Source organism: Modestobacter excelsi (assembly GCF_005930495.1).
GTDB lineage: Bacteria > Actinomycetota > Actinomycetes > Mycobacteriales > Geodermatophilaceae > Modestobacter > Modestobacter excelsi.
In genome coordinates, this window is the sequence record NZ_SJEX01000111.1 from 1 (window position 1) to 14804 (window position 14804).

General features: G+C 73.3%; 14 protein-coding genes. 7 read left to right on the plus strand and 7 right to left on the minus strand.

Annotated elements, in window-relative coordinates; genetic code table 11:
* Positions 1-539 precede the first annotated feature (539 nt).
* Together FHL80_RS23440 and FHL80_RS23445 are read left to right on the plus strand one after the other, a co-directional pair.
* On the plus strand, positions 540-1766 hold the full coding sequence (locus tag FHL80_RS23440) for a sensor histidine kinase (RefSeq protein ID WP_138735737.1): 1227 nt from the start codon (positions 540-542) through the stop codon (positions 1764-1766).
* Complete coding sequence (locus tag FHL80_RS23445) at positions 1763-2428, plus strand: response regulator (protein ID WP_138735738.1); 666 nt, start codon at positions 1763-1765, stop codon at positions 2426-2428. The genes FHL80_RS23440 and FHL80_RS23445 overlap by 4 nt, the downstream gene beginning before the upstream one ends.
* A gap of 52 nt (positions 2429-2480) precedes the next feature.
* On the opposite strand, the gene FHL80_RS23450 is transcribed toward FHL80_RS23445, so the two are convergent.
* A complete protein-coding gene (locus FHL80_RS23450; protein WP_216870992.1) occupies positions 2481-3146 on the minus strand; it encodes a GOLPH3/VPS74 family protein in 666 nt (221 codons plus the stop codon).
* 273 nt (positions 3147-3419) lie between these two features.
* On the opposite strand from FHL80_RS23450, the gene FHL80_RS23455 reads away from it, so the two are divergent.
* The gene (locus FHL80_RS23455) at positions 3420-4628 is read left to right on the plus strand and encodes an acyltransferase family protein (RefSeq protein WP_138735740.1); all 1209 of its coding nucleotides are present in this window, start codon (positions 3420-3422) and stop codon (positions 4626-4628) included.
* Between the two features lie 48 nt (positions 4629-4676).
* Here FHL80_RS23455 and FHL80_RS23460 read toward each other — a convergent pair whose 3' ends face one another.
* The 3 genes from FHL80_RS23460 to FHL80_RS23470 all read right to left on the minus strand — a co-directional run bounded on the left by FHL80_RS23460 (position 4677) and on the right by FHL80_RS23470 (position 7828).
* A complete protein-coding gene (locus FHL80_RS23460) occupies positions 4677-5111 on the minus strand; it encodes a hypothetical protein (RefSeq protein ID WP_138735741.1) in 435 nt (144 codons plus the stop codon).
* Between the two features lie 258 nt (positions 5112-5369).
* Positions 5370-7223 (minus strand): phosphoenolpyruvate carboxykinase (GTP), encoded by a 1854-nt coding sequence (locus FHL80_RS23465; protein WP_138735742.1) that lies wholly within the window; start codon positions 7221-7223, stop codon positions 5370-5372.
* A gap of 143 nt (positions 7224-7366) precedes the next feature.
* Positions 7367-7828, minus strand: coding sequence for a dihydrofolate reductase family protein (locus FHL80_RS23470; RefSeq protein WP_216870993.1), 462 nt, complete (start codon positions 7826-7828; stop codon positions 7367-7369).
* Positions 7829-8073: 245 nt separating this feature from the next.
* On the opposite strand from FHL80_RS23470, the gene FHL80_RS23475 reads away from it, so the two are divergent.
* Positions 8074-8664 carry an HU family DNA-binding protein gene (locus FHL80_RS23475; RefSeq protein WP_138735744.1) on the plus strand — a complete coding sequence of 197 codons (591 nt, stop codon included), beginning with the start codon at positions 8074-8076 and terminating at the stop codon, positions 8662-8664.
* 49 nt (positions 8665-8713) lie between these two features.
* Here FHL80_RS23475 and FHL80_RS23480 read toward each other — a convergent pair whose 3' ends face one another.
* Complete coding sequence (locus FHL80_RS23480) at positions 8714-9442, minus strand: enoyl-CoA hydratase/isomerase family protein (protein WP_138735745.1); 729 nt, start codon at positions 9440-9442, stop codon at positions 8714-8716.
* Between the two features lie 152 nt (positions 9443-9594).
* Between FHL80_RS23480 and FHL80_RS23485 the strand changes: the two genes are divergently transcribed.
* The gene (locus tag FHL80_RS23485; protein ID WP_138735746.1) at positions 9595-10410 is read left to right on the plus strand and encodes an alpha/beta fold hydrolase; all 816 of its coding nucleotides are present in this window, start codon (positions 9595-9597) and stop codon (positions 10408-10410) included.
* 44 nt (positions 10411-10454) lie between these two features.
* On the opposite strand, the gene FHL80_RS23490 is transcribed toward FHL80_RS23485, so the two are convergent.
* Positions 10455-11471, minus strand: a complete 1017-nt coding sequence (locus tag FHL80_RS23490) for an SDR family oxidoreductase (RefSeq protein ID WP_138735747.1) — start codon at positions 11469-11471, stop codon at positions 10455-10457.
* Positions 11472-11764: 293 nt separating this feature from the next.
* Between FHL80_RS23490 and FHL80_RS23495 the strand changes: the two genes are divergently transcribed.
* Together FHL80_RS23495 and FHL80_RS23500 are read left to right on the plus strand one after the other, a co-directional pair.
* Positions 11765-12745, plus strand: coding sequence for a patatin-like phospholipase family protein (locus FHL80_RS23495; protein ID WP_138735748.1), 981 nt, complete (start codon positions 11765-11767; stop codon positions 12743-12745).
* Positions 12746-12878: 133 nt separating this feature from the next.
* Positions 12879-13076 carry a hypothetical protein gene (locus FHL80_RS23500; RefSeq protein ID WP_138735749.1) on the plus strand — a complete coding sequence of 66 codons (198 nt, stop codon included), beginning with the start codon at positions 12879-12881 and terminating at the stop codon, positions 13074-13076.
* Between the two features lie 116 nt (positions 13077-13192).
* Here the strand turns inward: FHL80_RS23500 and FHL80_RS23505 are convergent, their stop codons facing one another.
* Positions 13193-14755, minus strand: coding sequence for a malate synthase (locus FHL80_RS23505; RefSeq protein WP_439331113.1), 1563 nt, complete (start codon positions 14753-14755; stop codon positions 13193-13195).
* Positions 14756-14804: the final 49 nt, after the last annotated feature.

Sequence of the window (14804 nt, forward strand, 5' to 3'; positions counted from 1 at the left end):
GGTGTGGGCGGCCGGTTCGGCGCTGGGGTGGGCCGACATGGCTCCTCCTCGAGATCGGATCTGCGGGTCCGGCTGCCACGCTCGCCGCTGAGGAGGACGCTCACGCCGGCAGAACCACCGGGTTCACGGCCATTCGGCTTTCCCCGGCTGTCGGTGCGGTCGCGCTCGCCGGACGGGACGTCGAACGCGCGGCGATGACCGCCCTTTGTCGGCGCCGTCCCCGCCCACCCTCCGAGCGCAGCTCACCGGGGGAGAGGAGACCGCTCGGACGACCGACCCGGTGGTCGACCCGGCGATCGGCCGGCGCGACGCCGCCGAGCCGCTCCTGGCGTCCTGACCGTCGCGGTCGGCGCCGGCTGGACGGATCCGGCCACAGCGCATCGCCGACCGGCAGACGAGCTCGTGCGGGACACGTGCCACTCACTGCTGCAGGCCGAACGCGGCCCGGGGGGAGGAGCGGCACGCTATCGGTCGCGAGGGGGAGACAGATCCGACGGCAGGAGGAGGAGATCGGGCTCCGCCGCCCCTACGGTAGCTGTGTGCCGAGTTCCCTCCGGTGCTCCCGGGCAGCGGCGGCTGCCCATCCGCTGGTCGCCGACACGGCTGCCGCGGGAGTCCTGGCCGTCCTCGGCCTGCTGGCCGTGCGGGTGGGCATCGACACCGCGCCGGCCGGCTACCGGCCCCCGCCGACCCCGGTCTGGGTGGGGCTGACGCTGGCGTTGGTGTTGCCGCTGGCCGTCCGCCGACGCTCCCCCCTCGCCGTCCTCGTGGTGATCACCGCGGTGTTCTTCCCGTACCGGCTGACCGACGTCCCGGACCTCACCGTCTCCGTGGTCGTGTGGTGGCTGGCGCTCTACAGCGCGGGCGCCTACGGGGATCCGCGCCGACGGAACGGGGTGCGTGCCCTGAACGTGGTGGCCGCGCTCGGGTTCCTCACCTACCGGCTCGTGGTCGTCGCCGGCCAGGTGGTCCACGGCCCGCTGCTGTTGCGAGCGGTCTTCCTCGTGCTCTTCAACGTCGCTTTCGTCGTCGCCGCCTGGATGTTCGGCGACGTCACCGCCGAACGCCGCGAGCACGAGCGGAGCCTGGTCGAGCGGGCCGCCCAGCTGGAACGCGAGCGTGAGGAGCGGGCCAGACGCGCGGTGTTCGACGAACGCGTGCGCATCGCCCGGGAACTGCACGACGTCCTGGCACACCACGTGAGCGTCATGGGGGTCCAGGCCGGGGCCGCCCGCCTGGTCATGAGTGACCGGCCGGCCCGGGCGGCGGAGTCGCTGGCCTCCATCGAAGCGACCAGCCGCCAGGCCGTGGTCGAGCTGCACCGGGTGCTCGGCCTCCTGCGGCAGGAGGACGACCCCGAGCGCCTCGGCCCTCAGCCGCGGCTGAGCGACGTGGACCGGCTGGTTGCCGAGTTCGCCGAGACCGGTCTCACCGTGCAGGTCCACGTCCAGGGACGGCCCGGCGTCCTGCCCTCGTCGGTGGAGGTCTCGGCCTACCGGATCATCCAGGAGGCACTGACCAACGCGCTCAAGCACTCCACCGGCCGGCACGTCCTCCTCCGGCTGACCCACCAGACGCACCAGCTCGCCGTCGAGGTCACCAACGACGGCTGCGCCAAGGGCGGCCCACAGGGTGCTGGTGGGCACGGGATCATCGGCATGCGCGAACGCGTGACGCTGCACGGCGGCCAGTTCACGGCGGCTCCGCTGAGCTCCGGGGGCTTCCGCGTCAGCGCCTGCTTCCCGATCGACGGGCCGATCCGGTGAGCGTTCGCGTGGTGCTGGCCGACGACCAGACCCTGGTGCGCAGCGGCTTCCGGCTCATCCTCGAATCCGTCGGCGACATCACCGTCGTCGGGGAGGCCGCGGACGGCCGCCAGGCCCTCGACCTCGTCACCGACCTGCAGCCCGATGTGGTCCTGATGGACATCCAGATGCCCGACCTCGACGGGCTGGAGGCCACCCGGCGCATCGGGCTGCTCGGCGACCGCCTGGCGACCCGGGTCCTGGTGCTCACCACGTTCGAACGGGACGACTACGTCTTCGAGGCCTTGCGGGCCGGGGCGAGCGGCTTCCTCCTCAAGAACTGCCCGCCCGAGGACCTCCTGCGCGCCGTCCGCCTCGTCGCACGAGGGGATGCCCTGCTGGACCCCGCGGTCACCCGCCGGATCATCGAGGACTACGTCACCCGACCCGCCCCCGCCGAGCGGCACCCGCAGACCCTCGACCGCCTCACCGAGCGCGAGCTCGACGTGCTCAGGCTGCTGGCACGGGGCAGGTCCAACAGCGAACTCGCCGCTCAGCTGTACGTCAGTGAAGGGACGATCAAGACGCACGTCTCCAGCATCCTGGCCAAGCTGGGCCTGCGGGACCGCGTCCAGGCCGTCGTCTTCGCCTACGACCACGGCGTCGTGCGCCCCACGTGCTGATCCCTCTCGACGGGTCCGGTGCGACCCGGCGCAGCTGCGACGTGCGCGGCGCTCAGCTGCCCGATCCCGCGACCCCCGCCACCGTGGCCGCGACCGCCCCGCTCGTCGCAGCGTCGCGGCGAGCACGCCGGATCCCGTCGGCCACCGCAGCCGCGATCGGGTCGTAGGCGAGAACCGGACGCCCACGCCGGCGCACCGTGTCGCGGTCGACGTGGAGGAGCCGGTGGAGGTCTGCCGCCCTCACCAAGGCGGCGAGGGCGTTGACCCGCGGGTCGTCCACCGGCCCGAACAGCGCTGCGACCACACGTGCCCGCAGCGTCTCCACAGCGCCGGGGTCGGCGATCCGGTACGAGCTGAGGGGAGCAACGCCGAGCAGGCGTCGTCGGGAGCGGACGACGGAGCCGTCGGCCGTCATCGAGCTGAGCAGGTGCTGCCCCAGGCGGCTTCGCGGCGCGGCCAGCAACTCGATCGCCGGCCCCACCCCGGTCTCGCGCGTCAGCCGGCCACGGACGTGCTGCACCAGGGGGCCGGGCCGGACGGACGGCGCCTCGGGGATCAGCCGGTCGCCCGCCAGCCGCGCGGCGCCCTGGGCGAGGCAGTCCTGGAGGACGGCCCCGGCGAGAGCGCGCGGCAACGCGAGGCCATGAGGGCGGCGGAGCGTTCCCCGCGCCGGGTCGGCGGTGACGAGCATCAGGTCCTCGGCGAGGAGCGTGTTCACGGTGGTCCTCCGCATGGGGGGTGTGGACAGTGGCTGCACGACGTCGACGCTCCACGGGCCGGCCGGCACTGTCATCGCCCGCAGGACCGACCCGGGCACCCCCCGGGAGCACGAGGCTGAGTCCTCCCGGCTCGGTCCGGAGGCGGAGCGCTGAGGAACCGACGCTCGCCCGACCGGCCGGGTCAGGAACGACGAGGCCCTGACCTTCGACCCATCGACAGCCGGTGGGCGAACTGCCACGGTCCCCTCACCGGGGGTGGGGAGGGGATCCGGATGGCGACGGCTGCCGCGGAGACGCCCGGGAGGGTCGGCCGCTGGCCGGGACTCGACCTCGTCCGGGCGGTCGTCGTCGGCGGTCTGATCCCCTTCCACGCGGCGCTGGTCTTCGACGCGACCGACGACTTCTACGTGAAGAGCGACCGCACCGCCGACCTCACCCCGTTCGCGGCTCCCGTTGTGGTGGCGGCGATGCCGCTGCTCTTCCTGGCCGCGGGGATCGGCGCCTGGCATTCCTGGCGGGCCCGTGGCGCGGGGAACTACGTGCGCCGGCGGCTGCGCCGCCTGCTCGTGCCGTTGGTCGCTGGCACGGTGTTGCTCGTCCCGCTGCCGGTCTGGCTGCGGCAGCGTGCCGGCCCTGGCCACGGCGAGTCCTACGCCGCCTTCTGGCGGGCCTTCTTCCGCATCCGCTGGGACTGGGCGGAGTTCCCGTTCCCTCTCCAGCCGGCCGCTGACGGTCGCGGCTTCGAGACCGGGCACCTGTGGTTCGTGTACCTGCTGCTGCTGTACTCGCTGGCTGTGCTGCCGCTGCTGGGGTGGCTGGGTTCCGCTCGCGGAGGGCGCACGCTGCGTGTGCTGGCCGACGTCACAGAGGGGCGAGGGGTGGTCCTGCTGCCCGCAGTCCTCCTGGGCGCGATCGCCGCCGGGCTCGGCCTGGACGAGGGGATCGCCGCGGGCAACGCCCTCGGCTACCTGTTCTTCTTCGGCGCCGGTGCGATCCTGGCCGCCGATCCGCGTTTCCAGGAGCTGGTGCGCCGCGACGCGGGCCTGGCCGGGGTCGTCGCCGTCACGCTCCTGTCCGTCGCCGGGGGAGCGCTCCTGCTCGGCGGGGACGGTGATCCCCTGCTCGGCCGCGATCCTGTCCTCGTCATCGGCAGGGCGGCGTACGGCGCCGCCGGATGGTGCGCCGTCGTGGCGGTCATCGGCGGGCTGGCCCGGCGGGGAACGTCCGCATGCGGAGCGGGGCGGGAACGCCCACCGGCCAGTGGTCGCTTCGTGCGCTACGCCGCTCCCGCTGTGCTGCCCTGGTACGTGCTGCACCAGCCGGTCGTCGTGACGGTCGCCTACCTCGTGGTCGGGAGCCCGCTGCACCCCACGCTGGAGTACCTGCTCATCTGCACCGGGTCGGCTGCCGTGACGCTGCTGGCCTACGACCTCCTCGTCCGGCGGACGGCGTTGACCCGCGCGCTGTTCGCCGGAGCCTGAGCGTCCGGACGGTTGATCAGGCGCCGGCTCGGCTGAGGGCGGCACTGCTCAGAGGTCATGTGCGTCATCGGGCCGCGGTCGGCGCCGGAGCACCCCGGTGACCGATCCGACCCGGGCCTGGGCCTGCCGCAGCCCGGCGATCAGCGGCATCAGGTCGTCGTGGATGCGCCGCAGCGTGTCGGGCACCGTGTCGACGGCGGGATCGTCGAGCACCCTGCCCACCCGCTCCAGTCCCGGCTTCAGTGCCCGCACCGGCTGCTGCATCTCCTCGACCAGGCCCTCGAGCCGCTCGGTGATGCGCTGGGCCGACTCGATCGTCTCCCGGGCCAGCGTGGTGGCCTCGGTCAGCTCCCCGATCGTCCGGTTGAGGTCGGTCAGCGTGCGCGGCAGCTGGGCGAGCGCCTCGGTCTGCTTCTGCAGCAGCGACAGCAGGTCACCGAGCCCGGGGATGCCCGGCATCCCCAGCCCGCGGAAGGCGTCCACACCCCAACCGTCCGCGACCGCAGGTCGCGGCGCAAGCGGGGCGCCGGAGCCCGGTGAGCAGGCCGCGCCGATCGCGCCGGTGCCCGGCCCCCCGCAGGGCGGCCGGGCACCGACGCGATCAGTTGCTGGGGCCTGCGAGGAGCAGGTCGGCGAGCCTCGGTGGTCCTCGCCAGCTCTCGTGGTGCGTCCGCCTCAGGCAGGTCGGGCGCGTGGACCCGGTCCGGTCGCTCGGGACCACCGTCGGCGCCCGTCCTCCTGTCAGCGCCCCTCTCCCGGACCGTCCCGGAGGGAGCCCTCGACGCGGTGGTGTGCCGACCAGATCTCCTCCGGCAGGTTCTCGAAGAGCTTGAGGTGCTCCTCCCGGTGCGTCATCTCCTGCTGCCAGCGGGCCGTGTCGATCGTGAGCAGCCGTTCGAGGTCCCCGGGCGGCAGGTCCATGCCGCGCAGGTCGAGCTCCTCCGGGGTGGGCACGATGCCGACGGGCGTGCTGGTCCCGGTGACCTCGCCGTCCCGCAGCTGCATCAGCCAGAGCAGGGCCCGCAGGTTGTCCCGGTAGCCGGGCCACAGGAAGTGCCCGTCCTCGGGGTCGCGCTGGAACCAGTTGACGTGGGCGAACAGCGGCGGCTCCGCCGCCGCGCCGATGATCGACAACCAGTGGGCGGCGTAGCGGCCCTCGGGGACGGCCATGAACGGCCGCATGGACATCGGGTCGTAGCGCAGCACGCCCTCGGTGCCCTCGGCGGCGAAGGTCGCCTCGGCACCCAGGGTCAGGCCGTCGTAGACGCCCTCGGCGAGATCGGTGATCGCGCGGACGAGCGGCTCGCGGTCACGCGTGCGCCCGCCGAAGATGATCGCGTCGATCGGCACGCCCTCGGGGCGTTCGTAGTCCGACGCGATGTTGGGCACGTTGGCCAGGGTCGTGGTGAACCGGCTGTTCGGGTGCGCCCAGGGGGAGGTGTCGGTGCCCTCCGGCCGATCGGAGACCAGCGCACCGGTCCAGTCCCGCCAGCCGGTGACGTCGGCCGGTGGCTGCGGCGTCTTCCCCTCCCACCACACGTCCTGGGTGTCGGCGTTGTAGGCGACGTTGGTGAAGATGGTGCCGGTGCCGGGGGCGATCGCCGCGACCGCGGTGGGGTTGGTGTCCTCGTTGGTGTCCTTGGCGACCCCGAACACGCCGAACTCGGGGTTGATGGCGTAGATGCGGCCGTCGGTCGGGTCGACGCGCAGCCAGGCGATGTCGTCGCCGTAGAAGTCGACGCGGTAGCGGTCGCCGAGGGCGTCGGGTGCCAGCGTCATCGCCAGGTTCGTCTTGCCCGAGGCGCTCGGCATGCCGCCGCAGACGTGGTACGTGCGGCCGGTCTGCTTGTCGGTGATGCCCAGCAGCAGGAACTGCTCGGCGAGGAACTGCCCGGAGGACCACCCGTCGTAGGCCGCCTGGCGCAGGCCGTGCGCGATCTTGCCCAGCAGCGCGTTGCCGCCGTAGGAGGACCCGTAGTGCAGGATCGTCCGCTCGTCGGCGACGGTGACGAAGTAGCGCTGGTCGTCGGGCGTGCCCTGGCCCAGCTTCTCCAGGTCCCCGGTGACGTGCACACCGCGGACGAAGCTGTCCGGGTCGGCGAGGTCGTTGACGTGCTCCACGCCGACCCTGCCCATCCGGATCATGTGCAGCACGACGGTCCGGGCGTCGGTGAGCTCCACGCCGGTGGCGAAGCCGGCCAGCGGCGAGCCGGGCGGCGCCATCAGGTAGGGGACGACGTACATGGTCTTGCCGGCCGAGGCGCCCCGCATCCGCTCCTCGAGCAGCGGCTTCATCTCCGCGGACGGGCGCCAGTTGTTGTAGACGCCGGCGTCGGCGGGGTCGCTGGTGGCGACCACCGTGCGCTCCTCGGAGCGCGCGGTGTCCTTCCGGTGGCTCCGGGAGTAGTAGCGGCCCTCACCGGCGGGGAAGAGCTCGCCGGCGGCCAGGGCCTCCTCGATGAGCCGCCCGTCGTCGGCGGCGTCGACCACCTCGAGCCGTTCGGCGCCGGTCAGCTCGAACCAGTGCCGCACGTGCTCCCGGACCTTGCTGTTGGTCAATCCCGCCTGATCGAGAACGGCGTCAACGGCGATCACGACCTCACCTGCTTCTCATGGAGGAGATGGAACGTCGCACGGGAACGTATCGGTGCGGCGCCGTCGATGCCTCGTCGACGGACCGGCGGACCAGGTCGGAGGTGCCGACGTCGCGCCTGCCCCGGGCTCGGCGAGGGGCCGGTTCACCGGCTGACGGCGTAGGGGAGCAGGACGTCGTCCGGTCCCTCGGGGCGGCGGACGTCGAGCAGGTGCAGGTCGGTGGGTCGGTCGAAGGCAGGGATCCCGCCGGCGAGCGCGCGGGGCCCGACCATCAGGTGGATCTCGTCGACGAGCCCCTGGACGAGCAGCCCGTTCCACGTCGTCCGGCTGCCGAACACCAGGATGTCCCCGGTTCTGCGCTGCTTCTCGGCGGTGACCCGCGCGGCCACGGCAGCGCGCGGGACGACGGTCGTCATGCCGTGCCACGGGTTGTCTGCCGGCACGACGAGCGCGTCTCTGACGACGATCTTCGGCAGCGGGTCGTAGAGCCGGCTGACTTCGCGGCTGACGTCGCTGAGGGCGCGGTCGGTCGGGTCGTGCGGGGCGTCGGCGATCTGCGGCCAGTAGGAGCTGAAGCCCTCGAACGCGCGCCGGCGGAGCAGCACGGTGCCCGCGGCACGGATCCGTTCGAGGTCCTCCTCCGGTCGGGGCCCGGGGTGGACCTTCTCCCTCCTGGGTCGGAGCGAGCCAGGCTCCTCGACAGACCCGGCGCGGGGCGTGGGCAGGGACGTCGCGGCCGACGGGCGCCACGGTGTCGGCGCTGGTTGTGCCCGGCGGGTGCAGCCGGTTGGGTGTGCACGGTGCCCGCTCCCTCCGGAGCGATCAGTCGCCGTGACCCCGAGGAGAGCCCTTGAACAAGTCCGAGCTGATCACCAGGATGGCCGAGCGGCTCAACGGGGACCGCGCGGCGGCCGCGGCCGCCGTCAACGGGGTCCTGGACGAGATCGAGGGCAGCGTCGCGCGCGGTGAGCGTGTGGCGCTGAGCGGGTTCGGGACCTTCGACCGCCGCGAGCGGGCGTCACACCCCGGCCGCAATCCGCGGACCGGTGAAGCGATCCAGGTGGGCCCGTCCGTGGTGGCCGTCTTCCGCCCCGGCACCGGGTTCAAGAGCCTGCTCGCCGCAGCCGACGGCGTGGCGGTGACGACGGCGTCCGCCGTCACCGGGAGCAGCGTCCCGCAGGCCGAGGACGGGAAGTCGGCAGCCGCCGTGGCGGATGCCCCCGCCGGCCGGGTGGAGGCAGCCGCCCGCTCCGGCAAGAAGGCCGGCAAGGAAGCGAGCGAGAAGGCCGGCAAGAAGGCGACCGAGAAGGCGGGCAAGAAGGCGACCGAGAAGGCGGGCAAGAAGGCGACCGGCAAGGTCGGCAAGAAGGCGGCCGAGAAGGCGAGCACGGCGTCCGGGAAGAAGAAGCCGGGGAAGAAGCGGGCTGCGGGCGACCGCTGACCTCGAGCGACACCGGCACGGTCGTGCCGACGGCTCCAGCGAGATCCGGCTAGCGCCTCTTCAGCGCCGCGAGCGCAGTCTCGATCCGCAAGCGGGTGTCCTCGGACGTCCAGCCGGCGAGGACGGCCGCGTCGCCTCCTCCGGTCGCCTCGATGGCCGCGTCCGCCGGTCGGTGCAGCTGGACCTTGGCCATCCGGTACGACTCCGGCGACCGTGCGGCCATCTCGTCGGCCAGCGCGACCGCCCTCGCGAGCAGCTCGCCGGGCTCGGTGAGTTGGTCGACCATGCCCAGGACCAGCGCCTGTTCGCGGTCCACCGTCTGGGCGCCGAGCAGCACCTGGCCGGCACGGGGGCCGAGCGCGTGCCGGACGATCTCCAGCGCGGCCGTCGGGAAGGGCACGCCGACCGTGAGCTCGGCCAGCCCCATCCGTCCGCCCGACATCAGCCGCAGGTCGCACGCCAGAGCCAGCACGCAGCCACCGGCGATCGCGTGCCCGTTGACCGCAGCCACCGTCGGCCGCGGGTGGTCGAAGACCGCGCGGAACAGCCGCGACAGCGCAGTCAGGAGCTCCTCGGCGTACGGACGGCCGCCGTCGAGGACCCGGCGCAGGTCCACCCCGGCGGAGAACGCCGAGCCGCTGCCGGTGATGACCAGCGCCCGGTCCGACGCGCTGACGGCCTCGGCCAGAGCGTCGAGCAACTCCACGTCGAGGGCGCCGACGCGACCGTGCTCGATGCGCAGGACAGCCACGCCATCCCGGTTCTCCGTGATCAGCATCGGGTCATCATCCACGCACCTCGACGGGCTCCGGCTGACCGGAGTCCCGGCGCGGGACAGGTCCGTCGCCGAGAAGCGATCGGTTGTCGGCTCGTAGGACTCCGCGTGGGGCGGGCGCGGTCACCCGTGGTGCGGCGCGTTGAATCTGTCGGATGGACGCGACGGCGGAACTCCCGACGCTCAACGCGCACCGGGCGGGGACCGGACCGACCCTGGTGCTCCTCCCGGGCCTCGCCAGTCCCATCGGCGAGTTCGGCACGGTGCTGCCGGAGCTGGCCCGGCGGTACGAGGTCGTGGCGCTCGACCTCCCCGGCCAGGGCGGGTCTCCCGCGCTGCCCCCGCCTCTGCGGCCCGACGTCGGGACCCTGACCGACGCCGTGGAGCGGGAGCTCGATCGCCAGGGGGTCTCCGTGGCGCACGTGCTGGGCGTCTCCCTCGGCGGCCGCATCGCGCTGGAGCTGGCGCGACGCCACCGCGCAGCCTCCGTGGTCGCCATCGCGCCGACCGGGCCGGTGACCCCGCCGGAGCGGGCGTACCAGGCGGCCATGTTCGTCGGCGCTCGACTGGTCACCGGCGCGCTGGCCCCGGTGGCCGGCCCGCTGATGCGCCTCGCCGGCCCCCGCACGGCCCTGCTGGGGTTCCTGCGGGTCAGGGGTTGGCGCACACCGCCCGACGAGGCAGCGGCACTGGTCCGCGAGTTCGCGACGGCTGAGGACTTCTGGCGGCTGGTGCGGTACGCCGTCCTGCCGGAGGCGACGCTGGACCACCGGATGGTCGACTGCCCGGTGGTCATCGCCCAGGGCACCCACGACGTCCTGGCCACCAGCCAGTCGTTCTGGCTGGCGGCCCTGGTACCGGGTGCCCGGTTCCGGCTGCTGCCCTTCGCCGGCCACAGCAGCATCGCCGACGTCCCTCAGCGAGTCATCGCGCTGGTGGCCGAAGCCGTGGACGCGGCCGCTGCCCGGTGACCGTGGAGCTCCGCGGCCCGCGCCGCCCCGCCCCGCCCCCCGGGTCACCGGAGCAGGGGCTTGAGCACGAAACCCGCCACCGCGAGCGCTTCGGTGGCCAGCGGGACCCGCTTCAGCAGCGGCTGTCGCTGCAGCGACGTGTAGAGGCTGGTCGGCCAGGCGCTGGCGTCGAATCCGTCGCGGGCGGTGTCGTGGGCATCCAGCGGCGCGAAGAGGTTGTCCGGCGCGTCGGCCGACTTCGGCTCCCCGGTGTCGTGCGCCTCGAAGCCGAACCGGACCAGGAGTGCGTCGACCAGGCGTGGTGCCAGCTTCTCCCCGAGGATGAGCGCCTTGGCCGATCCGCCGACGACCAGGTCCCGGACGGGGTGCTCCGCGGCGTACCGGATGGCGTCCACGACGACCTCGGGCTGGTAGATCGGCGGGGGCGCGACAGGCTTGACACCGATCTTGGTGCGGGCCTGGTCGAACAGCGGCGTGTTGATCGTCGCGGGCATCACGTTGGTGACGCTGATCGGAAGCTCCGCCCGCTGCACCTCCATCCGCAGCGTCTCGACGAATCCGTCGATGCCGTGCTTGGAAGCGCAGTAGGCCGTCTGCAGCGGCACGCCCCGCTTGGCGCCCATCGAGGAGATGTGGATGAGTGCTCCGCCCTGTCGCGTCAGGTGCGGCAGAGCAGCCATGGCGCCGTGGACCTGGCCCATGAGGTTCACGTCGATGATGCGCTGGAACTCCTCCGGTGTCGTCTCCTCGAACGGGGCGACCAGCAGGACGGCCGCGGCGTGCACCCAGGTGTCCAGGCGGCCGTACTCGGTCACCGCCCGCTGGGCCACGCGCTGCATCTGCGCGGGATCGGTCACATCGGCCACCTCGGCGACCGCGTCCCCGCCGTCGGCCCGGATCTGGTCGACCAGCGACCGCAGTCCGACCTCCCCCCGGGCGGCGACGACGACCTTCGCGCCTTCCCCGGCGAACCGGGCCGCGGTGGCGCGACCGATCCCACTCGATGCGCCCATCACGACGACGACCTGATCCCGTATCGGCTTCAACGTTGGCTGCGGCATGGCTCTCCCTTACCCGGTGCCTCGGTCCTGAAGGCCGGATGACCCAGTTGTGGCACATGCGACAGCGGATCGGCGGCGTGGCACCCGCTCGGTCCCGCGCGCCGGTCCACGGCCAGCACCTCGTGGCGTTGGGCGAGCCGGGGCAGGATCGCACGACCTCGGACCCTCGCCCGGTCGGGGCGGGTGGCTCCTCCACCGGGCCCCGCCGGGCACCAGGCCCGCTCGGGATCGCCGGACACCGATCCCCGGCCGGCGGTCCTGCCGGTGCGCGGCGTAGCGAGCAGACTCGCCTCATGACCAGGGTCGGCTTGGTGCTGGGCGCCGGGGGTGTCGTCGGCCAGGCTTACCACTCGGGCGTGCTCGCCGTGCTCCAGCACGACTTCGACTTCGATGCCCGCACGGTCGACGTCATCGTCGGCACCTCGGCCGGGTCGATCACCGGCACGCTGCTCCGGCTCGGCGTCTCGGCTGAAGACCTCGCGGCCTGGACGGTGAAGGCCCCCCTGTCCGGCGACGCGGACGTGCTCCGGCACATGGCCGGCACCCCCTTACCCGAGCTGGCCCCCTTTCGCCCGTTGGACCTGCTGCGCCACCCGCTGGGCGTGCCCGGGCGGCACATGATCCAGCGGGTGGTGACCCGACCGTGGCTGTTCCGGCCGTTGGCGGCGGGCATGACCCTGGTCGCCCCGGGGCGGCACGACGTCGTCGAACAGCTCGCTGCGCTCCGCGAACTGGAGAAGCCGGAGTGGCCCGAGCCCCCGCTGTGGATCTGTGCCGTGCGCCGGCGCGACGGGCGTCGCGTCGTCTTCGGTCGCCCCGCCGCACCTGAGGCGCCCATCCACCTGGCGGTCGCGGCGTCCTGCTCGATGCCCGGGTACTTCGCCCCCGTCGGCATCGGTGGGCACGCCTACGTCGACGGAGGGGTGCACTCGCCGACCAACGCCGCGATCCTCCGGAACCGTGGATTGGACCTCGTGGTGATCGTCTCGCCCATGAGCGGTCCCGCCGGATCACGCCCCGACGTCTACGCCGCATCCCGCCGGCACTCGGCCCGCCTGCTCCGACGTGAGGTCAGAGCGCTGGAGGCGACAGGCGTGCGCACGGTGGTCTTCGCTCCGGGTGCAGCCGAGCAACAGGTGATGGGGAACGACATGATGTCCCGCCAGCGGCTGAACGAGGTCGTCCAGAAGTCCTTCCTCGAGGCCGGTGCTCGAGCCGCCACCCCGGCCGTGTCCGATCTGCTCCGGAGGGCGCGCCAGGCAGGGAACCGCTGACCGGCCGCCCCAGGCCTCCGACTGCTGGAGCCAGGAGGGCCAGGAGGCCGGCGGGTGGTGGGCGCCGGTTCGGCTGGCAGCAAGCGGAACGTCTTCGCACCCTGGACGGCTGGTCATCGGGCACACTGCCCGCGTGGCCGACGAGCTGACCTTCAGCTTCGCGCAGAACTGTGCGAAGCCGGCCGCCTACGGAGTGAGCCTGAGCGGGAAGCGGTACCGGCCTGCCTGCTTCGAGCACGCCATCTTCGGCGCCGTCCCCTTGGCGGCCGTGCAGACCGTCGAGCTGGCCCCGGTCGACTGGGCGTTCGGCGACGACGCGCCGCCTGGCTGAGTCGCCCAGCGTCCGAGCCGCGCCAGCTGTTCCGGTGGTCGACGGTCTCGTCGAGCAGCCGATCAGCTCTGCTGGTCCAGCGGTCGCCGGACCAGCAGAGCCGATCGTGCGTGCCGTCAGGGCGCCGTCACCAGGTGCTCGACATAGCCGGGGACGGTGAAGAACGTCGGGAAGGTCTCCTCCAGGGTGACCGACCGGAACATCCGCGCGGCGTCGTCGAACCGGTCGTCCGGGGTGGGGGGCTGCTCCTGGACGACCTCGGCCAGCAACCTCTCGACGAGGTCGCGGGTCACCGGGGTCCCCTCCGCGGTGACGGTCCGGCGCGCGGTCCACTGCCACAGCTGGGCACGGCTGATCTCCGCGGTGGAGGCGTCCTCGACATGGCCGTCGATGACGACCGCACCCACCCCGCGCAGCCAGGCCTCCATGTAGCGGACCGCGACCGAGACGTTGGTGCGGACACCGGCGTCGGTCACCCGGCCGGCCAGCCCCCGGGGGTCGAGCAGCTCGGCCGCGGTCACCCGGACGTCCTGCCGCAGTCGGTGCACCTGGTCGGTCGCCCCGCCGAGGACCTCGTCGAAGGCGCTGCGCGCGGTGTCGACCAGGCCCGGGTGGGCCACCCAGCTGCCGTCGAAGCCCTGCTCGGCTTCCCGGCGCTTGTCGGCCGCGACCTCGGCGAGGGCACGCCGGGTGGCCGCAGGCTCGCGGTCATCGGCGACCGCCGTGCTCAGGGCACCGATTGCATGGGCCCCACGACGGTGGCAGGTGCTCACCAGCAGGTCGGTGTAGGCCTGCATGAACGGTGTCGTCATGGTCAGCGCCGACCGGTCCGGCAGCACCCAGGACGGGCCCCGGTCGCGGAACTTCTTGACGATGCTGAACAGGTAGTCCCACCGGCCGGCGTTGAGGCCGGCGCAGTGGTGGCGCAGCTCGTAGAGGATCTCCTCCATCTCGAAGGCAGCGGTGATGGTCTCGATGAGCACCGTCGCCCGGATGGTGCCGTGCGGCAGGCCCAGCACCCGCTCGGTCTCGGTGAAGACCTGGTCCCACAGCCGGGCCTCGGCGGCCGTCTCCAGCTTCGGCAGGTAGAAGTAGGGACCCTGCCCCCGTCCGATCAGCCCGGCGGCGTTGGAGAAGACGAACAGGCCGAAGTCGACCAGTGCGGCCGACGCCGGCGTGCTCCGCCCGGTGGCGTCGGTGTGGCACAGGTGCTTCTCCACCAGGTGCCAGCCACGGGGGCGCAGCAGGAGCGTCGGTGGCGCGTCCGGTCCGGTGCCGGCGGGCCACTCGCGGACGGCGTCGGCGAGCACGACCTGGCCGGTGATGACGTTGCCCCAGGTGGGGCTGGTGGCGTCCTCCAGGTCGGCCACCCAGGTCGACGCTCCGGAGCCGAGAGCGGCCCGCGCGGTCTCCGCGTCGGCCGGGCCGGTGAGCTCCACCCGACGGTCGGCCAGGCCCGGTCCGGCGCCGGCGACCCGCCACGCGGGGTCGTAGCGCACCACCGGGGTCTCCCGGCTGAAGCGCAGCTCCTGGCCGTTGCTGAGGGAGGCGCGGCGGTGGGCACGCGCGGCGAGCAGCTCGGCCCGCCCGGGGGCGAACCGGTCGTGCAGGTGCGCGAGGAACTGCAGCGCCCCTGGCGTGAGCACCTCCTCGCCCCGAGCGACAGCGGGACCGACCACGTCGATCCGGCCGGGCTGCGGGGCGGAGGGCGCGGGAGTGGGGTCGGGC